The sequence below is a fragment of the Rhodococcus sp. NPDC056516 genome (assembly GCF_042794655.1).
In the GTDB taxonomy this organism is placed as follows: domain Bacteria; phylum Actinomycetota; class Actinomycetes; order Mycobacteriales; family Mycobacteriaceae; genus Rhodococcus_F.
The window spans coordinates 71,543-94,179 of sequence record NZ_JBHTTG010000001.1; the positions used below are offsets into that span (position 1 = coordinate 71,543).

General features: G+C 59.5%; 22 protein-coding genes. 9 read left to right on the forward strand and 13 right to left on the reverse strand.

Going from position 1 to position 22,637, the window contains the following annotated elements; translation table 11 throughout:
- Positions 1-157 precede the first annotated feature (157 nt).
- Positions 158-622: a hypothetical protein gene (locus ACFQ6Y_RS00295; protein ID WP_378541565.1), complete on the forward strand. Its 465-nt coding sequence runs from the start codon at positions 158-160 to the stop codon at positions 620-622.
- Between the two features lie 12 nt (positions 623-634).
- Here ACFQ6Y_RS00295 and ACFQ6Y_RS00300 read toward each other — a convergent pair whose 3' ends face one another.
- From ACFQ6Y_RS00300 to ACFQ6Y_RS00330, 7 genes are all read right to left on the reverse strand, one after another.
- Entirely contained in the window at positions 635-1,552 is a 918-nt protein-coding gene (locus ACFQ6Y_RS00300) for a carbohydrate ABC transporter permease (RefSeq protein ID WP_378530360.1), read from the reverse strand.
- Between the two features lie 8 nt (positions 1,553-1,560).
- Entirely contained in the window at positions 1,561-2,511 is a 951-nt protein-coding gene (locus tag ACFQ6Y_RS00305; protein WP_378541569.1) for a carbohydrate ABC transporter permease, read from the reverse strand.
- Between the two features lie 9 nt (positions 2,512-2,520).
- Positions 2,521-3,414, reverse strand: coding sequence for a phosphodiesterase (locus tag ACFQ6Y_RS00310; protein WP_378627574.1), 894 nt, complete (start codon positions 3,412-3,414; stop codon positions 2,521-2,523).
- 25 nt (positions 3,415-3,439) lie between these two features.
- On the reverse strand, positions 3,440-4,189 hold the full coding sequence (locus ACFQ6Y_RS00315) for a tyrosine-protein phosphatase (protein WP_378627576.1): 750 nt from the start codon (positions 4,187-4,189) through the stop codon (positions 3,440-3,442).
- A 50-nt stretch (positions 4,190-4,239) separates the two neighbouring features.
- Complete coding sequence (locus tag ACFQ6Y_RS00320) at positions 4,240-5,598, reverse strand: extracellular solute-binding protein (RefSeq protein WP_378627578.1); 1,359 nt, start codon at positions 5,596-5,598, stop codon at positions 4,240-4,242.
- A gap of 50 nt (positions 5,599-5,648) precedes the next feature.
- Complete coding sequence (locus tag ACFQ6Y_RS00325; protein ID WP_378627581.1) at positions 5,649-6,779, reverse strand: ABC transporter ATP-binding protein; 1,131 nt, start codon at positions 6,777-6,779, stop codon at positions 5,649-5,651.
- A gap of 163 nt (positions 6,780-6,942) precedes the next feature.
- Positions 6,943-7,821 carry a MurR/RpiR family transcriptional regulator gene (locus ACFQ6Y_RS00330; RefSeq protein WP_378627584.1) on the reverse strand — a complete coding sequence of 293 codons (879 nt, stop codon included), beginning with the start codon at positions 7,819-7,821 and terminating at the stop codon, positions 6,943-6,945.
- A gap of 178 nt (positions 7,822-7,999) precedes the next feature.
- Here ACFQ6Y_RS00330 and ACFQ6Y_RS00335 point away from each other — a divergent pair, with 178 nt between their 5' ends.
- The 3 genes from ACFQ6Y_RS00335 (at position 8,000) to ACFQ6Y_RS00345 (ending at position 10,904) form a co-directional block, all read left to right on the forward strand.
- Entirely contained in the window at positions 8,000-8,236 is a 237-nt protein-coding gene (locus ACFQ6Y_RS00335) for a CsbD family protein (RefSeq protein WP_283306332.1), read from the forward strand.
- Positions 8,237-8,378: 142 nt separating this feature from the next.
- Positions 8,379-10,547: a catalase gene (locus ACFQ6Y_RS00340; protein ID WP_378627587.1), complete on the forward strand. Its 2,169-nt coding sequence runs from the start codon at positions 8,379-8,381 to the stop codon at positions 10,545-10,547.
- An 87-nt stretch (positions 10,548-10,634) separates the two neighbouring features.
- Positions 10,635-10,904 (forward strand): Rho termination factor N-terminal domain-containing protein, encoded by a 270-nt coding sequence (locus ACFQ6Y_RS00345; protein WP_378627589.1) that lies wholly within the window; start codon positions 10,635-10,637, stop codon positions 10,902-10,904.
- Between the two features lie 57 nt (positions 10,905-10,961).
- Here ACFQ6Y_RS00345 and ACFQ6Y_RS00350 read toward each other — a convergent pair whose 3' ends face one another.
- The gene (locus ACFQ6Y_RS00350; protein ID WP_378627591.1) at positions 10,962-11,255 is read right to left on the reverse strand and encodes a hypothetical protein; all 294 of its coding nucleotides are present in this window, start codon (positions 11,253-11,255) and stop codon (positions 10,962-10,964) included.
- A gap of 171 nt (positions 11,256-11,426) precedes the next feature.
- On the opposite strand from ACFQ6Y_RS00350, the gene ACFQ6Y_RS00355 reads away from it, so the two are divergent.
- The 3 genes from ACFQ6Y_RS00355 (at position 11,427) to ACFQ6Y_RS00365 (ending at position 13,722) form a co-directional block, all read left to right on the forward strand.
- Positions 11,427-12,575 (forward strand): glutamate--cysteine ligase, encoded by a 1,149-nt coding sequence (locus tag ACFQ6Y_RS00355; protein ID WP_378627594.1) that lies wholly within the window; start codon positions 11,427-11,429, stop codon positions 12,573-12,575.
- A 245-nt stretch (positions 12,576-12,820) separates the two neighbouring features.
- Positions 12,821-13,198: a hypothetical protein gene (locus tag ACFQ6Y_RS00360; protein WP_378530387.1), complete on the forward strand. Its 378-nt coding sequence runs from the start codon at positions 12,821-12,823 to the stop codon at positions 13,196-13,198.
- Entirely contained in the window at positions 13,195-13,722 is a 528-nt protein-coding gene (locus ACFQ6Y_RS00365) for a CinA family protein (protein WP_378627596.1), read from the forward strand. The genes ACFQ6Y_RS00360 and ACFQ6Y_RS00365 overlap by 4 nt, the downstream gene beginning before the upstream one ends.
- An 8-nt stretch (positions 13,723-13,730) precedes the next feature.
- On the opposite strand, the gene ACFQ6Y_RS00370 is transcribed toward ACFQ6Y_RS00365, so the two are convergent.
- Together ACFQ6Y_RS00370 and ACFQ6Y_RS00375 are read right to left on the reverse strand one after the other, a co-directional pair.
- The gene (locus tag ACFQ6Y_RS00370) at positions 13,731-13,946 is read right to left on the reverse strand and encodes a hypothetical protein (RefSeq protein ID WP_003943261.1); all 216 of its coding nucleotides are present in this window, start codon (positions 13,944-13,946) and stop codon (positions 13,731-13,733) included.
- 75 nt (positions 13,947-14,021) lie between these two features.
- Positions 14,022-14,909 (reverse strand): PHP domain-containing protein, encoded by an 888-nt coding sequence (locus ACFQ6Y_RS00375; RefSeq protein WP_378627600.1) that lies wholly within the window; start codon positions 14,907-14,909, stop codon positions 14,022-14,024.
- A 547-nt stretch (positions 14,910-15,456) separates the two neighbouring features.
- Here ACFQ6Y_RS00375 and ACFQ6Y_RS00380 point away from each other — a divergent pair.
- Positions 15,457-19,290 (forward strand): GTPase, encoded by a 3,834-nt coding sequence (locus ACFQ6Y_RS00380; protein ID WP_378627603.1) that lies wholly within the window; start codon positions 15,457-15,459, stop codon positions 19,288-19,290.
- Positions 19,287-20,894 carry a GTPase gene (locus ACFQ6Y_RS00385; RefSeq protein WP_378627606.1) on the forward strand — a complete coding sequence of 536 codons (1,608 nt, stop codon included), beginning with the start codon at positions 19,287-19,289 and terminating at the stop codon, positions 20,892-20,894. The genes ACFQ6Y_RS00380 and ACFQ6Y_RS00385 overlap by 4 nt, the downstream gene beginning before the upstream one ends.
- Before the next feature lie 106 nt (positions 20,895-21,000).
- On the opposite strand, the gene ACFQ6Y_RS00390 is transcribed toward ACFQ6Y_RS00385, so the two are convergent.
- From ACFQ6Y_RS00390 to ACFQ6Y_RS00400, 3 genes are all read right to left on the reverse strand, one after another.
- Positions 21,001-21,363 carry a hypothetical protein gene (locus ACFQ6Y_RS00390; RefSeq protein WP_378627608.1) on the reverse strand — a complete coding sequence of 121 codons (363 nt, stop codon included), beginning with the start codon at positions 21,361-21,363 and terminating at the stop codon, positions 21,001-21,003.
- Positions 21,364-21,464: 101 nt separating this feature from the next.
- A complete protein-coding gene (locus tag ACFQ6Y_RS00395; protein ID WP_378627611.1) occupies positions 21,465-21,800 on the reverse strand; it encodes a hypothetical protein in 336 nt (111 codons plus the stop codon).
- A gap of 98 nt (positions 21,801-21,898) precedes the next feature.
- Positions 21,899-22,624, reverse strand: a complete 726-nt coding sequence (locus tag ACFQ6Y_RS00400; RefSeq protein ID WP_378627613.1) for a TetR/AcrR family transcriptional regulator — start codon at positions 22,622-22,624, stop codon at positions 21,899-21,901.
- Positions 22,625-22,637 lie beyond the last annotated feature (13 nt).

Consider the following 22,637-nt stretch of genomic DNA (forward strand, 5'->3'; position numbering starts at 1 on the left):
GGAAGGGAGTGTCGATCCTCCCCCGCTTTCCCACAAATCCTCTCGCGACCCCCAGACTGATGCACGGCTCCCAGCCTGGTCGATGTTTGGACCCCGAGTGCCACGGGTACAAATCCAATGACCGGTGTTCCAAAATCGGTTCCCCTCATGAACTTACGTGGATCGAGGGATTGTGAAGGCGATACTGGCAACGGCCGCGAGCATCCTTCTGGTGGTTGCCTTGGCCGTCGCCGTCTTGCTTCTACTTTCCGGATCACCGCGCGAAGGTACTTCGCACGAACTCGCCGACACGGTTCACACGATCGGCGGGCAACCGACAACCTGTACCGAATTGTTCGGTGAAACATGCAGCTTTACTTTGCAGTCCGACTACAACCAGTGGGGACAAAACCTCGAGAGTTTTGTCAATGCCGGGACTCTCGGACCTTTCGCCCGCAGCATCGGGTTCGTGGCGGAGGCGAAGCTGAGCTTGCAGGCATGCGAGGTCAGCGCTACCGCGGGTAGGACGATCCTCGATTTCTACAATCTTGCGGGGATCGACCACCCCACGGCCACCACCACCGACCTCTTTCCCTTCTGGAACGAGTCACGCCAATTCTTGTGCCCGGTAAACAGTTTCTGAGACTGTTGTTTGCTACTTGAGACCGGACTGGACGAACGCGTCGCGCACGTAGCGCTGAAGGAACAGATAGATCAGGAAGATCGGCAGACACGCCAGTCCGGACGCCGCCATGATGGCACCCCAATTGTTCCCTTCGGCACCGAGGAAGCTGCGAATACCGATCTGTAGCACCGAATTCGACTGGCGCATGATGAGCGCGGGCCAGAGATATTCGTTCCAAGCAGAGATGAACAGCATGATTCCCAGCGCCGCGAGAGCAGGCTTCATGTTGGGCAGCACAACCTTCCACAGCGTTGCCCACGAGTTCTGTCCGTCGATCTGACTGGCGTCCAGTAGCTCCCGCGGAAACGCCTCCATATGCTGTCGCATCAGCAGGACTCCGAAGGCCGAGCACAAGTTCGGGATCACGATGCCTGCAACGGTGTTGAGCAAGCCCATCTGGGAGATCAGCAGGTAGTTGGGGATCATCGTGACCTGAAACGGAACCAACCACGACCCGACGAAGAGTAGGAACAGCGCTTGCTTGCCGAAGAAGTTCCACCGGGCAAACCCATAGGCGGCGAGGATTGCGACGAACAGCTGGCTGACCGACATGGCCAACGCCATGGTGAAGGTGTTCACCATCATCGACGCCATCGGGATCGTGTTCCACACGTATCGGAAGTTCTCGAGGCTGAAGGGCGAGGGGAGCGGGCTCGCCGACAGCGAATCGTCAGGGCGACGAAAGGCCGTGGCAAACAGCCAGTAGATCGGAAAAATGCTGAACACGGTCACGGCCGCGAGGACAACGTGCCCGACCACCCGTCGCGTTCGAGACCGGGACCGTACCGGTCCGTCGTTGCTCTCACTCCGGGCGTTGAGGTGCTCCACCACCGGGATCGCATCGGAACCACGTGGATGGCCGGGTGCGTCGACCAGAACAAATGCCATGTCAGTTCCTAATTGTCGTAGAAGCTCAGCCGGTCCGACAGGCGGACGAAGATGACTGCGATGATTCCGAAGCCGAGGAAGAAGAGAGTGCCTGCGGCAGCTGACAGTCCGGCGTCGAAGTTCTGGAAACCGAACTGGTACAACAGGTAATAGATGTTCGTGGACGCGCCGCTCGGTCCACCCTGGGTGAGAATGTCGATCACGGGATACGCCCACTGCGCACCCAACAGGATCGTCATGAGGGCCAGGAACACCAGCGTCGGGGAGAGTAGCGGCAGTGTGATCTTTCGGGTGATCGTCGCCTCGGACGCCCCGTCGAGTGATGCCGCAGAAGCATAGTCCGGATTGATGCCCGCCAGCCCAGCTGAAATGACCAGCACCCCGAAGCCGAGCATTTGCCATCCGACGATCACGACCACACCGAGTAGAGCGAACTTCGGATCACGAAAGATGTTGCCCATCTCGATTCCCCACGTTGCGGCCACCCTCGGGACAGCGCCGCCGTCGGGATTGAAGAGCCAACGCCACACGGCACTGCCCGCGATCGGTGTCACCAGGAACGGGACGAAGATCAGAGCCTGATAGATCGTCTTCGACCGTCCGGATATCCGTTTGGACACCAACGCGATGAGGATCGGCAGCAACAGCGAGAACAGCATGAAGGCGAGTGTGTAGACCACGGTGTTCCGCAGCGCCTGATGCAACTCGGGCAACGAGAGAACTCGCGTGTAATTATCCAGTCCTACCGACACTTTGGGAGTGGTAGGTACCATGTTCCACTTGTAGAACGACAGGTTGACAGTCTCGCCGAGCGGTTTGTAGATCCACACGATCAACAGCACCACTGCCGGCAACAGGTACAGGTATGGCACCCAGACACGGGGTGCCCACCCGGAACGGGCCGGGCGCGCCGCTATGGCACGCTCCGACCCGCCGGTACTTGGAACTTCGACAAACATGTTCGTGGCTCAATTCGCCAGTGCAGTAGCAGAACTGGACGGATCACTCGCGGAGACCAGCTTGGATATGGCCTCTTGCAGGTACTCGGCGCTCATTTCGTACACAGTTGCCGACTCCTCCACAGGAACTATCGTGTGCAGAACTCGATCTCGGAAGACGTGGACCATGTTGAATGCCTGTGCGCCGTTTTGGCCGCGCATGCTGCCCTTACTCGCGAGAAGATCCTGCGTGTAGCAGGTCGCCGAGGCAACCGAGACAGGAATTCCGGCGAACGTGCAGGTGGTCGAGTAGTGCAGGTGGCCACCGAGGATGCCGCGGACATCGGTTCCTTCGAGCACAGTGGCAAGTTTGTTCTGTTCCTTGAGTTCTACCAACGAGAGCACATCCAGAACTGACGGGACTGGCGGATGATGCAGTGCAAGAAGGGTGCCGTGTGGTGCCGGTACGGCAAGAATCTTTTCGAGCCAAGCGAGTTGTTCGTCGGTGATCAACCCGTGATGGCTGCCGGGAACAGTGCTGTCCAACACGATGATACGGAGGCCGTTCACGTCGACCACCGAGTCGACGGATTCCTGGGTCGGAGCGGCGTCCAGCAGGCCGCTGCGGAATGCCGGACGCGCGTCGTGATTGCCCATGACCCAGATCACCTTCGCACCAAGCCGTTCGGCTGCCGGCTCGACGATCCGGCGCAGTCGGACGTATGCCTCGGGTTCTCCCACGTCGGCCAGATCGCCGGTGAAGACAATAGCCTCCGGACGCTGGCCAGTCCTTTCCAGTCGCTCGAAGATGCGTGCCAGATTGGCGTCGCTGTCCACGGAACCGTGGAGAAGATCTCCGTCGGTGACAAAGTGAGTGTCGCTGAGGTGCAGGATGTAGTGATCGGGTTCGCCGTACTGGGACATGAATGATTCTCCTGTGAAGTGTGGGTTAGTTGACCAGTGCAAGGTGTAGGCGATCGAGTTCTGCGGAGCTCAATCCATGGGCAAGAAGGTATTCGGAGGCGCCGCCGTACGAGTCGTCGATGGACTGCAGACTTGCCCGCATGAGCGCAGCCGGGCTTGCCCCGACCAGTTGGGCGACGTCCGCCCCGCCTATGCCGTATTCGCGCATCTTGACGGCCATCGCCGACACCCATTCGCCGGCCAACATGACCTCGGAGAGCGAATAGTCTGCGACGATGTCGCGGTTGTCCACGCCGACCGCCGCCAGTGCAAGCGCGATGACAAGACCGGTGCGGTCTTTGCCTGCCGTGCAGTGCACCAGTACTGCCCGATCATCGGATTCAGCGATGGTTCGCACTGCGCGAGTCAACCGGGTGCCGCACTGGTCGATGACCTTTGTATAGATTGCCGCGAGGTCCAAACTGGTTTCGCGGGTGTTTATTTCACCCTCGAAGATGGGTAGATGATGCTGCTCGAGCGTCAGACCTTCGAGTGCGTTCGGCGCCGTGTCCAATTCCTCCTGCTCGCGCAAGTCGATGACGAATGCCAGTCCTCGACCGCGGAGAACCTCGCGATCCACCTGGTTGAGACGGTGAAGAGCGTCTGACCGAAAAAGCTTGTTCCACTTGGTGGTAAGACCGTCACGAGTGGCGTATCCGCCGACGTCGCGAAAGTTGTAGGTACCGTTCAGGTCGAGCCGGCGGTTGGCTCGCTGATCCGGAAGAGCTGTACTCATAGTTGTTCCCGATCCGGAAGTTGTGTTCGCTGGAATTGGATTGGACCGTGTCAGCCGATCAAGTCCTGAGCCCGTTGCTGTGCGGCCTGCATCGTCGACTTCGGGTCCTTGCCGTAGAACACGGATTCTTCGATGGCTTGCGCGAGAATGTCGTCGACCTGGACGTAGCTGTTGCCGGGGTAGGACTGCCAGGGCTGGAGTGAGTCGAGTTGCTTGAGATTGGGTGCCAGCAGTGGGTTGCCGTCCGCCCAAGGCTTGAGTGCAGCGGGATCCTGCGTCAGCGACGAACGAAGGGGTAGGTATCCGATCTTTGTGGAGATCTGCGTGTACGCATGATCACTTGTCATGAATTTGATCAATTCCCAAGCAGCGCGCGCCTTCGCCGGGTCCTGCGAGAAGACGGACAGGACGGAACCTGAGTTCGTGGGAATCGCTGCACGTCCGTCGAAGGCAGGCATCGCGGTTGCTCTCAAGTCCCAACCGGCCTTTGTCGCGGAACTGACAAACATTCCCTGCAGTGCAGACGTGTTGAGATCGATGGCGATGTCACCCTTCGCGAAGCTCTCGTACTGCGTCGCCGCATCTGCGTTGACCAGGACCCCGTCTTCGTAGAGTCCGCGGAGCATGGTGACCGCCGAAACCGAGTCAGGCTCGCCGAATTCGATGGTCTTGCGATCTTCGGACAGCACACCACCGCCGGCTGATTTGAAGAGCGCCTGCATGCACCAGCTGCCGCCCTTGACCGAACAGCTGACGCCGAGCGACGGCTTTCCGGTCTTGGCGGTCACTGCCTTCGCGGCAGCGGCCACCTTGCTCCAGGTCGAGAGGTCGGTGTCTGCCGGGAGGCCGGCTTCGATCAGTGCAGTGGAGTTGTAGAACAATGTGGGAGTGGAGAACACATACGGAACGCCGTAGGTGTCGCCATTCCAATCGCCGAGTGTTGCAGCTCTGGGGTGGAAGGGATGGTCTCCGCCGAAGTTGGCCTGGACTGCGTCCTTGCCGACCAGTTCGTCGAGATTTCTGGCTTTCAGTGCTGTGACTGCGAAATCGAGAGTGTCGAAGGTCAATTGAGCGACATCGGGTGGTGACCCGGCGAGCATTTGTGTCTGCACACTGCTTGCGGTGCCGGAACCGGCCGCGCCACCGCTTTGCGGCGGCTGTGCTTTTACGTGAATGTTCGGGTGGGCGGCCTCGAAGTCGGAGATGAGACCGGTGATGGTGTCTGTCCACAAACCGGCCTGGGCAAGGTTGTAGGACTCGAAGACGATGTCGACCTGCTGGTTCGGGTCGAGTTCCGGCACCTGTTCCGCGGAATCCGAGCCGCCGGTGGTGGCGCCGCCAGTGGCACAGCCGGCAAGGGCGAGGGATGCCGCTAACGCTATGGCGATCTTCCATCGTGTTTTGCGCATGACAAAGCTCCTCGTGATGAAATTTTCTTGTGAGAGGGCGAACTGAAGGTTCAGCTGAGAACTGATGAATCGAGATTCAATGTTGCTGGTATGTCCAGCCATTCGAGGCGACGCCCGCTGGCTCGGTCGAAGAGGTGAAGGTGGCGCAGCTCGGCGGACAGTACCGCGGGCTGTCCTTCGTGGAGGGCGATCGGTCGCGGAGCGCGCACGCAGATCGTGGTCGAACCGACCAGGCAGTAGGCCACCTGCTCGCTTCCGAGATTCTCGACCGACGTGACATCGACCGTGATACGTGCGCCGGGGCCGGAATCCGTGCCTGGATGGATCGGTGTGAGATGTTCGGGACGAATGCCGAGTACGACGTCGCGGGAATCGGACTCTCCTGGCCAGAGTGAGGCTTCGATGCCTTCGGCCGTAACCCTCACGCTCCCGCCGGACGAAAATACCCTTGCATCAACAAGATTCATTGCAGGGCTGCCCAGAAATCCTGCAACGAATACTGATGCCGGGCGATCGTAGACATCCTCGGGGGTGCCGAGTTGCTCGAGTCCGCCGTTGTTGAGCAGCGCGATACGCGTCGCCATTGTCATAGCCTCGACCTGGTCGTGGGTGACGTAGACGAAGGTGGCGCCCAACCTTCGGTGGAGGTCGGTGAGTTCACGACGAGTTGTTGTTCGGAGCTTCGCATCGAGGTTGGAGAGTGGCTCGTCCATCAAGAACGCCTTCGGATTTCGGACGATCGCTCGGCCCACCGCTACGCGCTGACGCTGACCACCCGACAGCTCCTTGGGCTTGCGCTCCAGCAGATGTGCGATCTCCAGTTGCTGTGCTACTTCCTCGACACGTGCTACTGCCGACGCCTTGTCGATCTTTTTGACCTTCAAAGGGAAACCGAGGTTCTTCGCGACGGAAAGGTGCGGGTAGAGGGCATAGTTCTGAAACACCATGGCGACGTCTCGCCGACGGGCGGGAGCCGTAGTGATGTCTTCGTCGTCGAGCAGTATTCGGCCACTTGTCGGCTCGAGGAGACCGGCGAGCATCCTGAGCAACGTAGTTTTCCCGCAGCCGCTCGGTCCGAGGAGGACCAGAAAATCCCCGTCACGAACATCGATGTCGATGTTGTCGACTGCGGTGACATCTGCGAATTTCCGACTCAGATTCTCTATTCGAATCCTGCCCATTGGCTTCTCCCGATGAAATGACGTTACCCAATCGCGTCGAATTGGGGATTTTCGTTACATCAGAAGTTAGCCAGTCGAAGATGAACGGTGACCGAACGCCGTCGTAATTGTCCGTAATTCTCAGGGCAACTATTCGAACCGAAACGTGCGACGAACCCGAATTTCAGGTGGTGGAACCGTGATTGAGGATTCCGATGACGTGTTCGAGGGTCTGAGCTGCAGCTTCGGCTGACCCGCCACGGCGTTCACTGACCGCGATCTGGAGACCGATCAGAAAGGTCAGTTGAATGACGGTCGCGGAGGCGCCGTGTGCGCCCCACGGCCCGGTTCCGCCACCGAGAACCAACCCCATGTCGGCCAGTTCCACCAGCGGGGAACGCGCGTAGCCGGTCACGCCGATGACGGTTGCGCCGGCGTCTTTTGCAGCTTGGGCGGGCTGGAGAGTCAGTGAGTTGAGCCCACTGTCACTGATCGCCAGACAAACGTCACGCGAAGTGAGGTGCCGGGCTGTGAGTTGCTGCATCACTGCATCAGTGGGCGCTTCAGCTGTGCGGCCGTTCAGAATGAACCGAACAGCCACTGCAGATGCCGACGGCCCGGACACCCCGTTTCCCACAACGAGTACGCGTTCGGCGTCGGCAATTGCCTCGACAGCCCGGTCGAAAGCTTCGCGATCCAGAGGTGTGAGTGCGCCGCCGAGATCGGCCGCCACTTCGCCGAGTACTGCCTGCAGCAGTCCGTTGCTGTCCTTGGTGTGCGCCGCGTCCTGCACCCGTGATTCTGCTGCGCCGAGATCTCTGAGCAGCAGCATGCGCAGATGCTGAAATCCTTTGAATCCGAGATTCTGACAAGCCCGAATGACAGTTGCCGTCGACGTGGACGCGTGCTCGGCCACATCTGCCGCCGACCACCAGGCAAACTCATTGGGCCTGGCGATGCAGATGTCGGCGACACGTCGCTCGCTCGGGGCCAGGGTGGGCGCAAGCGCGCGAATCGTGGACAGGGTTCCGCCCACGGGGGGATCGGTCTGTAACTGGCTCATCTGCACTGAATAACACACGAGAGTGAACGACACTCCCCTCGGCAGTCGGTGCATGTATGTGCCACGTGTTGTCGATGCACGAATGTTTATGCGAATTACGACCGGGTAGGGCTTCTGTGTGGGAATCCTGCGCGGCAGGAATCTCGAGCGCGAATCCGAAACGACCTGGAGGAACAACGTGACAGATGACAAGAGCGGCCCCAGCGAGGGCATCAAAGGCGTCGTAGAGGACGTCAAGGGTAAGGCCAAGGAAGCCGTTGGTGCGGTCTCCGGGAACGACAGTTTGACCCGAGAGGGTCGCGCCCAGCAGGACAAGGCCGAGAGCCAGCGAGAAGTGGCGAAGAAAGAGGCAGAAGCCGAGAAGGCTCGCGCGGAAGCTGCTGCGGACGAAGCGCGGCAGAAGTCCGAGCAATAGCCCCGACGCACTCGTCGCCCTCGGCCTGGGATTGATCCCAGTCCGGGGGCGAGTCGTGGCTCCGCGTTCAGAGAAAATCTCTACTTCATTACGGCGTAACAGAATTCGTGCGCCCAGCATCACGATCAAGAGGAGCTGTTCGATGCCTTCATCCCAGTCCGTCCCAGGTGCACCGGCCCCGAAAACGCCGGACCTGACAGAGCCGGTCAAGCCTCGAGCGCCGTTGCCTCCCAAGGACGACCAGAGGCAGCCGGAAGTGCGTACCGTAGCGGGTGCCGAGGAAAAGGTGAAGGGAAACGGTCGCGGCCAGCGGGGTGAGTACCTCACCACCGCAACCGGAACGCGACTCTACGAGACCGACCACTCGCTCACTGCGGGTGAGCGGGGACCGACTCTTCTTCAAGACCACCACCTTCGTGAGAAGATCACACACTTCGATCACGAGCGAATTCCGGAGCGCGTCGTCCACGCCCGCGGGGCGGCCGCACACGGTACGTTCCTGGCAAACGGCGCAGCCGAAAACATCTGTAAAGCTTCGCTTTTCGCTTCAGGTGCGCGAACACCCGTATTCGTGCGATTCTCGACGGTTCTGGGTTCACGCGGTTCGGCGGACACCGTCCGTGACACACGCGGGTTCGCCACCAAGTTCTACACCGACGAAGGTGTCTTCGATCTGGTCGGCAACAACATCCCGGTGTTCTTCATCCAGGACGGAATCAAATTCCCGGACATCATCCATGCCGCGAAACCTCACCCGGACCGCGAGATTCCGCAGGCACAGAGCGCTCACGACACCTTCTGGGACTTCGTGTCGCTACACACCGAGGCCACCGCGCACACATTGTGGAACATGTCTGATCGAGGCATCCCGCGCTCCTATCGCATGATGGAGGGCTTCGGCATTCACACATTCAGGCTCGTCAACGCCGACGGCGAGACGAATCTTGTTAAATTCCACTGGAAGCCGGCAGCCGGAGTGCATTCACTAGTGTGGGAGGAAGCTCAGATCGCAGGCGGTGTGGATCCAGACTTCCACCGACGCGATCTTGCCGACGCCATCGAGGCAGGTGCATATCCGTCCTGGGATCTGGGCGTGCAGGTATTCCCCGATACCGAAGACGAAATGTTCGAAGGCATAGATCTTTTGGATCCCACCAAAATTGTGCCCGAAGAGCTCGCGCCGGTTCAGGTCATCGGAACGATGACGCTCGATGCCAATCCGACCAACTTCTTCGCCGAGACCGAACAGGTGGCATTCCATCCAGGCCACTTGGTTCCGGGCGTCGACATCACCAATGATCGGCTCCTGCAGGCACGATTGTTCTCCTACCTCGACACCCAGATCACGCGACTCGGCGGTCCCAATTTCGATCAGATCCCGATCAACCGTCCTCACTCGCCCGTCAACGACATGCTTCGCGACGGCTTCCACCAGGACGGTGTGCATACCGGGATCGCGCCGTACCATCCCAATTCGTTGGACGGTGGCTGCCCCTTCTTGGCCTCGGCAGACAGTGCCGCCTATATCGAGGTGCCCGAGGAAGTTTCAGGGCGCAAGGTGAGGCAGGCGCCGGCATCGTTCGACGATCACTTCTCGCAAGCTCGACTCTTCTATCGCAGTCTGTCCCCTGTCGAACAGGAGCACGTCGCACAGGCGTACACCTTCGAATTGGGGAAGTGCTACGAGGAGAACATCAAGACCCGGAATCTGGGCATTTTGGCCAACATCGATGCGGCTCTCGTATCGATCGTCGCAGGCGGGCTTGGCCTTCCGGTACCCGAACCGACTGAGCCGTTGAGTGATCCGGAGCCCAGTCCTGCACTGTCTCAGGTGGGTGCGGAATGGCCTGTTGACGGAAGGATCATTGCACTACTGGTCGACGAGAACTCCGATCTCGACACGGTTGTCGCCGTTCGAGACAAGATCTTCGACGCCGGTATGGTGCCGCTGATCCTCGGCCCGCACGGCGGAACCATCGGGGACGGTGACGACGCGGTGACGGTGCAGCGGACTTACCTCACAGCTCGTTCGATCGAATTCGATGCAATCCTGCTGAGCGGCGACGTTTCTCGGATCGGCGAGGGCAAGTTGGATCCACGGGTGGAGACTCTGCTGAACGAAATGTATCGTCACAGCAAGGCGATTGGTGGTTGGGGTGAGAGCATGAGTGCGCTGGCCGCGGCCGGTATCGACGAGTCTGCATTGGGAGTCGTTGTCGATGCCGACGCGGAAGGAGCCCTCGCCTCACTGGCTCAGCTTCTGAAGACGCACCGCGTGTGGGGGCGTTTCGAGGTGCCGCCCACATCCTGAGTGCCGACGTACGTTCGAACTTGCGGTGTGGCCGAATTGCCAGTTCGGCCACACCGTCGGAGTGAAGACGAGTGAAGGGACGAAACAGTGGCTCGCAAGGACTCACAACCTCAACTCAAGGATCAAGAACTCTACGAAGAGTTACGCGAGAAGGGCGATTCCAAGGAAAAGGCGGCCCGAATCTCCAATGCAGCCGCCAATCGAGGGCGGTCGAATGTCGCCAAGTCCGGCGGACAATCCTCACCGTTCGAGGAGTGGACGGTGGACGACCTGAAAAAGCGCGCCAAGGAACTCGATCTGCACGACTATTCGAAGCTGAACAAGGGCGAGCTGATCGAGAAACTCCGCAATCACTGAGCTGTATTCTGCTCGAGTCGTACTCTGCTGGTGCAGAATGCGACTCGAGCGTTCGGTTCAGTGCCCTTCTTGATCGAAGAGTTCCTGACCTTCCAGTCGCTTGACCCGACGGTGTTCCATCAAGATGGCCAGCGTTCCGATGATGAAGGACACCACGCACACGACGCCGGCAATGACTGCCCATCCACGAAATCCGTAACCTGCTGCCACCAAGGTCAATCCGAGAGTTGCCAGGCCCAGCCCGATCAGCAGGTATCCGGGATAGTTGCGGCCGTCGCTGATTGCCTCCCCGACATGCGATCGATTGGTGTGTTCGTCATCTACCGGTGAACTTCCGCTCGCGTTTGTCACGGCACACTCCGTCCTGAGTTCGTGAAGACTTGCGATTTGCCGCTTGTCGTCGGCTCACAGGGCACTACCCGATCGGTGAGTGGGTGAAACCGATGGCGTAGTGCCGAAAGGCGAAGAAGGTCGTAGGCTCGAAGTACCGGATGTGGAGGAACACCGGTGCAAGGAAGTGCTATGAATGCGAAGCCGACTCCCGACCTGTTCTCCGTAGGTACACCGACTCTCGGTGTGGAGGAAGAGTTCTTGCTCTGCGATCCGCAGACCGGGCATCCTAGTCTGCGCAACGTCGAAGTTGCGGCCGCCGGGCGAGAACTCGGTATCTCGCTGCAACTCGAACTCACGCGCTGTCAGGTGGAGACGTCCACGTCGATCGGTAGTCATATTCGTGATCTTCGTGATCAACTCTGTGAATCTCGTGCCGTCACCGCCGATGCCGCTGCTCGCGTGGGTTGTCAGCTCATCGCAGTCGGGACGCCGTTCTTCGATCCGCCGGTCGACGAGATCACTCAGAAGTCGCGATATCAGCGGATGGCCGGACAGTTCGGTGCGATCACCGAAGGTGTGATGTGTGGCTGCCACATTCATGTGGGTGTGGAAGATCGAGAACGATCGGTCCAAATCGTCAATCATCTGCGCCCATGGTTGCCGACCTTGCTGGCGTTGACGGCGAACTCCCCGATCAGCGGCGGACGCGATACCGGCTATGCAAGTTGGCGTTACGTTCTGTTCGGCAGATGGCCCAGCTCGGGTCCGCCGCCCTACTTCGAGTCTGTCGGGCACTACGAAGATGCCGTTGCAGCGATGCTGGAGACAGGGGTCATTCTCGATCCACACATGGTCTATTGGGACGTGCGCATGTCGGATCACCTTCCCACCGTGGAGATTCGGATCAGCGACGTGCCTGCCACCGTTGAGGAGACGCTGACTCTGGCCACGTTGGTACAGGCTCTTGTCGGCACCGCATCCGCCGCGATCACCAAAGGTGAGGTGGCGCCCACTGTGGATCATGAGTTACTCCGGGCGGCTTGCTGGCGGGCGGCACGCGACGGACTCGACGGGAGGTCGCTGGACGTGGAATCCGTGCGTTTGCTGACCGCTCACCAGGCGGTTCGGCGATTGGTGGATCATGTCGAACCTGCTCTGACCGCATTCGGCGAGTTCGAGCAGGTCACGGCGTCCTTGGACAAGGTCTTCAGCAATGGAAACGGAGCGATCGTGCAGCGCCGACAACTCGCGCGTCGGTCACGTGTGGCTGATGTGATCGACGAGTGTGCCCGACGCACTTTCGAAGGATGCAGTTCGCAAGGGGGGAGTGAGCTGTAGGCAACAGGGACAGGCAACGGGGAGGCGTTGACTTCCAATTTTGTGCCGAGTTCACTGGAAATGAGAACTTGTCGACTCCCCTGTGCAGAAATCATCCCGTCTGTAGGCCGCGTCGCGAGTTGCATGATGGCGAAGGGTTAGTCATGAAAAACGAATCTGGCGAACGGGCGTCCGAAGAACCTCAGTCTGCGCGTGGAGCCCCGGGCTCCCGAGGCACAGGCTCGAATGAACCCGGAGGCGGTCCGGTGGATCGCCCTTCCGGCGCGTTCGGCGACGAGGAGACGATCTCGGGGGTAGAAGGAACCGAGACAACTCCCGCCGAGCCCACCGCATCCGAACCGGCCGTGCCGCCGTACGAGGGACGTCAGGAGGCCGCAAAGAAGTCGGCCTTCAAGGAGGCGGAGAGTTCTGGTGGACCGAATACGGGAGGGGCCGGCAAACCCGTCGTCGATTCGGGGCTCAAGGCACGACCGGCGGAAGAGACTCCTGGTGGACGAACTGCATCCCCTGCAGACGAGCAACCCGCCGCGGAGACGACTGAATCGGCTTCCAGCGAAAGCGGAGTGGGACCGGCACATCAAACCGGCGTAGGGAGGAGCGAAGACAAGAGGGACAATATATGAGTGACGATCCACGCACGGAGCTTCCGTCGGACAACAACCTCGACGCGCTGTGCAGTCGGCTGGCTACCTTGGTCGAAGAGCGCGGCCTGACAGTCGCTACGGCGGAATCGCTGACTGCCGGGAATATCGCCGCGCACCTGGGGAAGGCGCCGAACGCCGGGTCTTGGTTTTGTGGTGGGATCGTCGCGTACACCAGAGCGGTCAAGCATTCCCTACTTCATGTTCCGGACGGGCCAGTGGTCTGTGAGGAGGCTGCCCGGGTCATGGCACACAGCACTGCCACGCTGATGGGCGCGACTTTGACGCTGGCCGTCACCGGCGAAGCCGGACCGGATACACAGGAGAACGATCCACCCGGAACTGTGTGGTTCGGGGTCGTGGACCACGGGACCGCTGAAACGGAGATGCAGGTATTCTCAGGTGCCCCCGAAGCCATCCTGGGAGCAACTGTCGAGCACGCGATCCAACTACTTCTGCGTCACGCATCCGGTCGTCACACGCCGAGTACGAGAGTTGTGAACTAGTCGAGTGTTCAACTCTTCGAACGGTTCTTCTTGTGACGACCCGTGTGTTTCGCAGGCGCCTGCGCGGTTGGAACCAGATGACCGTCGGCTGTGTATTTTTCGACCACGAGGTTCTTGCTGACTCCTCGGTTGGCATCCACTGCGCAAGTGATTGCTTCCTTGTCGGAGTTGAAAGGTTCCTCGGTCGAAGAGCCGTCGGGCATCGTGATCTTGTACCGATCCATACATCGACTATTGCGGGTTGATTCGCCTCCGACAACCCGAGCTCACGGAAATTCCGGTCTGGCGGATCCTGCGGATCAGCGAGTCCAATAGTCTTCGGGCCTTTTACCTGAACGGAATCCGTAGTGCTCGAGCATCGCTGTCGCTTCCGGGAAGTTGGCTGCCAGAGCTTCGGGCACATGGGCATCGCTTCCGAATGTCACCGCTTTGCCTCCCTCTTCGCTCCACCACTGGGGTATCCAAGGCCACAGCCGACGGGTAGTCATCTCGAGAACTCGGCCGCTGTCGGCGATGGCGCGCATGGCATTTCGGAATCCGTCCTCGAATCGGCGGGGATCGAAAGGTCCGGTGCTTTCGGTCGGCCATGCGCGCACCGCGTAGTCGATGTGGGTGAACACTTCGAAGACACGGGAACGCGCGACCATGCGCGGAATCTCTTCCAGGTACGCCAACATGACCTCGTCAGCGCCCCAAATTCGGAACAGGGTGTTCGGTTCACTCCGATCTTCGCCGACTTCTAGCGTGTGCAAGGAACCCACTACTCGGTCGATGCCGCCGAGATCGAGAAATTGCGACGCGTGCGCTTCGTGTAGGTGGGGTTGTCCGAACTCGACTCCGGTGAGTATCCGCAATTCAGGAAAACGGTGTCGGCATCGTTCGATGCTGTCGAGATAGCCGTCGACGTCGAGGACCGGTGCGTGAACGTAGCCGTCAGCGGTGAGGAGGTGACGTTGGTGGGGCATCAGGTCAGCGGCGTTTGTACGCCAGCGGTCGTCGAAGTCGAGATGCTCGGTGAACACCAACGCCGGCAATCCGATTGCTTCGGCACGAGCGCAAGTCTGTTGCATTCGCCCGGAAGCGTCGGACTGTGGACCGCCGGTGTCCCACGACCACTCGCTGTGAACATGACTGTCCGCGGGTAGATGCATGTTCAGTTCGTACCAACTCGGGAGGGAACTGTTCAAGCCCTTTTTCGTTCTGTCCGAGGGGATCGGTCACCGTCGCGAGTGGTTCCAGCGCTTGGCCTCGGACTGTTCGCAGCGACCGAGCTGCACACCATGCGGAAACTGGATCAACGACGACCGGAGTATGTTGTCAGCTTTGTGGCGAGCGTGCGAGTGAGGAAGAAGTCAGCCTTGAAATGTATGCGTAGACGTATTTCCGAGGGGCAGGCATCGAAGCAGGAAATCTCGAGTTCGTTCCGACGTGTCGGAGCGTTGTATTTGAAGCCCTGAGGTGCAAACCGAGAGGGTCGGAATTCTGTCGGTGGGTTCATCTAAGATGCAATTCAAATACCGATGCTCATGTCGGGAAACGGATTCTCGATTCGGGTCGGTAGTCGGAATTAAGAATGCATCGTTCGTTGGCGGTTGGTTAGAAATAGCTACGTCCGTCAGTGCAGAACTTCGGTTCACGCATTGCGTCAGTTATTCGAACCGAATCCAAGCGGACTGCAATGCGAAGTTCCGGAGGTCTTTCCGATACAGGGAGCAGCCTGCGAAAGGGTCAGGAATGGTCGATGCTGGAGTCGCTCTGCAACACGCAGTGGCACGAGCCGTCGGTAGTGGCAATCGAGAATTGGAAGAACTCGATTCCCTAGTGGGCTCGCTGGTCAAACAGTTTGCGCTGCCATCCGGGGCACATTTGCCGGCGTCATCCGGGGCAGGTCTCAGCGATGAGCTTGCCGAAATCTCAGGCGAGTTCGAGCGCAGCCTTCGCGCTCACTTGGCTGACCAGCGCCGAGTCCTATCTACTTTCAACGTCGCCTTTTTCGGCAGAACCGGAGCCGGAAAAAGCACGTTGCTCTCAGCGTTCGGTGAGCTCGACGGTGGCTATGTTTCACCCGGTGAAAGCGATTGGACCACCGACGTCACCGAGATCGCATGGCATAGCTGCCGGCTATGGGATACGCCAGGGATTAATGGGTGGGGGCGCACACAGTCGCGAGTTGATCTCGAGGAAACCGCAAGGCGAGCCGTCGAGATTGCAGATGTGGTTCTCTTGTGTTTCGACAGCCAGAGCCAGCAGGCCTCCGAGTTCACGAAGGTTGCTCAATGGGTGCGTGCGTATGGAAAGCCTGCCGTGGCAGTTTTGAATGTGCGCAATCTTCGCTGGCGACACCCCGCCAAGGTAGCTAGCCAATCTGCTCGGCAATCGCTGTCTCGCGCAGTTCGAGAGCATGTCGATTCGATCGCAACCGAGTTGGCCAAGATCGATCTTCCATCCGCCCCGATCGTCGCAGTTCAAAGCCGCCGGGCATTGTTCGGTCGCGCCAGTACACCGTTCAAAGGGCCTGCGGAGCGGAATTTTCTGTCGGATCGTGAGCAGTTCGGCGTGGAATATCTCACCCACTGGTCGAACTTCGGCGTTCTGGAAGAACTACTCACTGCGTCGATAGTCGAGGGTGGCGCCGAGCTCCGGCAAACCTCGCTGCGCGAGGGCTTTCGCGGTGTACTCGACGAGACGGCTGACAGACTCGAACTACTGATTGGAGGCGTAGATTCTAGAGTCGCTGCCGCGGAGCGCCAGATTGACCAACTGCTGGACGTCTTGGGCTATATAGAAGGCGATGAGCGAGCAAAGTATCTGGGCGGCGGCGACGGACCGGATCTCCTTTCGGCCTTGGAGGACTCGCGTGGACGGTCGTTCACAGCAACTCCCGAAGGCACTCTAGATCGACATATGAGCCACCTGATCAAATCGCACCTGTCGGGTCTTCGTGAAGCGTCTGTCGTGAAATCCGATGAACTGGTAGCGACTGTTTTCGAGAGCGGTAACTCAGTCGATGACGAGTTGTTCCGCAATGCAGTTTTCGCGATGAACGACATCCAAGAGGCTGTTGTTACGGTTTGGAACTCGAAAGCAGCATTCCTGCTTAGGGAACTCAAACTGGCGAGTGTCGACGATGCGCCTGACATCACCGGGTCGTCGACCGATTCGGCGTCCTTGGATGGGCATGCCGGTCGGATGAAGTCGAATTTGGCCAGGTCGATGAAGATAGCCGGGATGGCCGCCGGTGGTGCGGCCGGTGCCATCTTCGTTCCAGCCGTCGCGAACGTCTGGAATCCTGTCGGTTGGGCAGGAGCGGCCGTTGCCGTCGGCTTAGGTGGCGCATCCCAAGCCGGTCGCTACATCGGCGAACGAGTCGCCGCAAGCACTGAAAAGCAGGGTGCTCTAGCAAGATTCGATTTTGGACTGCAATCGCGATCTGCCGTTCATCGAACTTACGATCGGATCGAAGAGGAACTGCGTGAACACGGCCGAGATCTGTCTTGGCAAGTGGCCGAGCCCATTCTGTCGGAACTGCTCGGTGAAGCCCTTACGTTGCGAACGGATCAGGTGGCCGCAGCTCATCTGATACTTCGCCTCCGTCAAGCATCGGAGTCTCTTCCGCAAGCTATTGATGCAAAGTCGGTTTTGGAACGTGCGCAAGCGCGCGTCCTGACTGATCATTCGGCGTTGCCGCCGAGCGAGGGTGGGGCTTCCGAATCAGATGCGAGGGGATCGGTATCCGGGCGTAAAGTCTGGTTGGGTGAAGATTGGTTCGAATCCGGATGCCTTGACAAGAATGCGGTTGAGTCCGAACGACTTCCGGTCTTCGTTGAAGCCGACAACGTGGACCTGGTGAGTCTGAAACATGCACTATCGGGAGCATGGGGGCTGCCTTCCGATTCGTCTGTTGCCGAATTGATTCGAGAAATCGGGGACGCGACCATGCTTGATGCGCAGATGGCGGGTGCTTCGCATAGTGAGGTAGGAATCAAGCCGGCCATCGTTGTGCTGGGTGACTACAGTTCCGGGAAGTCCAGTCTGATTAAGCGTTTGCTGGTGGAGATGAGCGGTCAGATTCCCGTGAACCTTCGTGTACGGGGTGGTGCGGCCACAAGTGCGGTTGAGCGCTACGACCTCGGACATATCCAGTTGCTCGATACGCCAGGATTTCAGAGTGGTAACCGTGAACACGACGCCTTGGCCTTGAGTTCTGTCGGCGAAGCTGCGCTTGTGCTTGTCGTATTGCACGTCAACTTGCTCATCGGCGACATGACCCTACTCCAAGGGATTATCGAAGGGACACGCGATACTGTCGCCAAAGGTACCCGAATGATCTACCTGATCAATCGATCTGACGAGTTGGGCGTCGATCCCACCGCTGCACCGGAAGACTTCCTTCTGCTGAAAGAGCGCAAGAAGGCGGAACTCATTGCGGCAATGGGTTCATGCGGGATCGAGGTGAACGCGAACCAGGTTCATGTGCTCTCCGGTGATCCGTTCGGAGAGATCGGCGCGCGTGTGGACGTGAGTCGCGAGGATTACGCGCAGCACCGCGATTGGGATGGTGTCGAGCCCCTTGTGCGGATGCTCGACTCGTACTCGAGAAAATCAGGGCGTGCCGGTGTGAGCGGAGCTCAGCTCGATACAGCTTTGAATTTGATGCTGCAGGGGCGCAACCGAATTGAGCAGAAGGTTGCGGAATTGCAAGGTGACGAGAGGGCTCGAACCTCGCTGGAACAGTCAATTCGAAACTGCCAGCAGGATTCTGAGTTACTGGAGAAGTCGCTTCGTCAGGATGCGCAGCGAGTCGTTGAACCATATGCGAATAGGTACACGGTGTACGCGGTTGGACAGGAGCGTGGGGGTGTCGAAGACATTCATGCCGCGTTGAATGCGTTGTGGGCGAACAGCGACCTCGACTCGGATGTTGATCAGTTCATAATTAAAGCCCGACAACAGATCGAGACTTGGTTCCGTACGCACGCGTCGACAATCGGGCGTGAAATGGAATCGCTGGTCTTCACAACGGTGGGGCACCGAGCCACGAATCGCGAATCAGAATCAATTGTGGTCGATGCGGGGAATATTGCTGCGGGTGCGGCCAAGGGAGGCGCTGCATTCGTGAGGGCGATCGCGAATCGAGACGCGATTTACGCCATCGGCAAGGGCATAGGGGTGAACTTCAAGCCTTGGGGAGCTGTGAAAGCCGCGGGCAGGGTAGCAAAGGTTGCGCCGATCTTGGCCGCAGCCGGAGTGGCTGCCGATGCACACGCGATGATCAAGGACGAACGCGCAATGAAAGCTCGTGAGGAGCAAAGGCGTGAGGTCGCGGGAATCATCGAGGATGCCGCGGCAGACCTCGTGCATCAAGTATTGAACGGAGTAGAAGAGGACGGACCGATACCGCTCCTTCGTGCGTACGCAGCTCCTTTGTCCGAGTATGCGAAGTTGCTGGAGAGCCAGCGACTGGTCGCGGTCGACGAAGAGCGCGCGCTGATGGATGCGCACTCGACGGTCGAAAAGTTACTGTGCCAGGCTGAAAATCTGCGCAAATGCGAACGGAGCGGTGAATGAACGACATCGATGTGCTGAAGGTCAACGAATGGCTGGCGCGTCTGCCCGGTGGTTCGCTCGCAGAGAACTATGCCGAACATTGGCAGCAATTCGCCTCGATCGAGGCGCCTGTGATTACGATCTTCGGATCGTATGACACCGGCAAGAGCTCGCTGATCCGACGCCTGTTGGTAGATAGTCGAGTGCAGGTGCCGGATTGGCTGACAATTAGCGCTCGGCATGAGACGTTCGACGTCAACAGTGTCGAGTTGGCAGGCGTCATCTTGCGGGACACGCCGGGTCTGGCAATTGGGGCGAAAGATGCTCGGGGCGTAATGAACACACAGCGTGCAACCGAGGCGATCGACTTAACCGATATTGCAATTATCACGGTCACAACGCAATTGGCAACTGGCGAACATCAGACGCTTCGCGAGATCGTCGGGAGTGAGTGGACGTCCGATAGTCTTTGGTTCTCTATCTCCAGGTTCGACGAAGCGGGGATCGATCCGGATGATGATCTCGAGGGGTACAGGCAACTGGCGGCCAGAAAAGCGGTGGAACTATCCGAATCATTGGAGTTATCGGCCGCGTATCCAGTTTTTGTCGTCGCCCAAGATTTTGCTCAGATGGCGGGATCGATGAGGGATGTCGATGCTGAGGTTTGGGACGACTCACGTCAGTGGGACGGCATGGATGACCTCTCTGCGGCGATCAGGAGAGTCGCGGCATCTGACTTTGTTGCGCTGAGAGCCTCGACTGAGCGCCGGTACTGGCGCCAGGCGGTTGCCAGGATTGTCGCTGAGTTGCGAACTCAGTTGGATGCTTGTGCCCCGCTTGCTGCCCAGGCCGACGCGGCGGCAGGTCGTCGTCGTCAATCGCTTGTCGCACTCGAAAGTGTCGATACCGCGGCCAAAGACGACCTACGCGGTGCGTTGGGTGAAGCCACCAGAAGGGTCGTAGAAAGTGGAGTGCTGGACCAGTCGGAAGTGGTTGCGGCCCTGCGGCCCACACTTGTCGATTGGTTCGGCAAACACCAACGTGAACTGGATCGACTGCGTCAGGATGTCGGGAAATCGGCGGAGCGCCAACGAAATCAGCCGTCTTGGGGAAAGCTTGAAGGGCTTGTAGCGAAGATCGCCGATAGCAAGGAACCTGTTGCTGCGATCCAACTAACCGCATTTGCCCCCCATGTCAGCATGGTTGGAGCGTTGTTGATCAAACGCTTGCGCGACTTCGAGCGTGGACAGAAGGGTGCATCTTTCGGAAAAGGCACAAACCGAGGCTCGTCTGGTCGACGCCCTGAGCCGAATGCGTGGTCGTTGAGCGACGGCGCCGATATAGCTGCCTTCCTGTTGCCGATAGTCGTTTCAATCGCCGCTTGGATCGACGAAGTTCGCGTGAATCGGGCCGTGGCTTCGCAGGAGCAGAAGTCGCGGGACGAGCAGCGGAGAAAGTTGACCGCCGCGGTGAGCGCAATTGCACTCGATTCGTGGAGTGAAGCTATTTCCGAAGTTCGGAACGAAATCGACGATGCCAGTGTGCATGCAGAATTATCTGACGGACTTCATGATTCGATCGCGAAATTGCAGACCGCGATATCCGAGGGCGAAGGTTTGTTGTAGGCGAATCTGCCTCGAGGCGAGCGATATAAACTGACGCTCGGCTGCTGCGACTGGTGCACGTTGATTTCAGCCCGACAAGTAGCCCGTCGATATTCACCGGGTCGGGCTACATATTGGGTAGGACAACTACGAAGAACCAGCCGCTCAGTGCCAGACCGATGAATCCGGTGAAGAGGCCGACTATTGCATCCCAGGGCAGCTGGCGGGCATTCGAGAGCAGATGCCCGCCAGCCCTCCTCGGGTGACGTCGGAGCGCGAAGATTCCTGTTGTAATCGCGCCGACGCCCAGCAGGATGCCGAAGCCGAAAGCCCAGAACAGGAGCACCGACAGTGCGCCGAGCATCTCCGATCTTTCACTCCAGCGCGCGACGCGCTGTGTTTCGGTCGGGGGAGGCCACTTGTGAGAAGGCGTCAGCGCTGCTCCGAAACGGCGGGTGCGGCGACGGATCGACTGGTCGCTGAGGAACATTTTTCACCACCGCAGGAGTTGAGTTGATGAGCTCGGTCGATGAGCCGTTGGTATCTACTCGTCTACCCCGTCTTGGCGGATGTATACCGCTGAATTGAGGGCTAGGTGGTTGGCGCTTCTTCCCAGAAGTTTCCGTTCCACACGATGGAGATGGGGTATTCGTTGTTGACGCCGTTTTCCCAGTAGTCGATGACGCCGTGGCGCTCCGATTCGAGTTCGATCCAGCCGATGCTGAATCCCCCGCGAAGTACGCGTTGAGCCAGTTGGTCGATGTTGTCCAGCGAACTGCAGAGCCCTCGGACTCGGGACTCGATCCAGTCCGCGGAGGGGTCGGGGATGGTGATCTCCAAGATGCTCGCGTCGCTCAGCGGAATTTCGATCAGGAGCTCACCGGAATCTCGTACCTCTCGGGTCGACCGATTCTTGTAGGCGTGCAACAGCTCTCGTGGCTCGAATAACGAGAGGTTGCCACCAGACCGTCGAGACCAACCGAAGCGCTGCACGTACGTATTGTCTCCCACGAATTGCAGGAATGTCATTCGATGCGAACAAGGCCCTCCAGGGCATCCAGGACCCGGTCCAGTCCGAACTCCCACGCCGCCTCGGGGCTGTACGGGGTGTTCTTGGCCTCGCCGGCCGCGCCGCCGACTCGCTGCGCCAACGGGAAGTCGTCGTCGAGGTAAGCGGCCAGACGCTGGTTCCAGGACGACCACACCTCGGCCATGTCGGCTGCTCGAGGGTCGGGGCGCCGCGCTTGCGCCGAGGATCGGGCGAAGTCGGCCACGAATGTCAGGGCGGAGTCCCGGTCGATGTCGGTCAGTCCCGTGTCGTCGAAGGCATGAAGTTCGTGGTCGTATTTCGCGATCGTGCCCGGACCTAACGCGGCGCGCTGGTCGGTGATGTCGAGGAGCCACCAATGCTCCGCATAAAGGGCAAGCTCTTCCTCGGCGACCCGACGCACCCGTTGGCGCCAGGTCATGTTTCCGTACGGCAGGCGGGGGCTGGTTCCGTGCACGGCGTCGACCATCAGCACCAGCAGATCGTCGCGGGATCCGACGTGGGTGTAGAGCGCCATCCCCGAGATGCCGAGGTCGGTGGCGAGGCGACGCACGGTCACGGCGTCGAGCCCCTCGGTATCTGCGAGGGTGAGCGCAGCGTCGACTGCCTGTGAGGTCGTGACCTTCGCCCGCGGGCCGCGGGCGCCGCCCTTCGGTGAGAGGGGGTGATCGCGCCAGAGTAGGTCGATCAGTTCGCGTGCCATCAGTCGTCTCCAA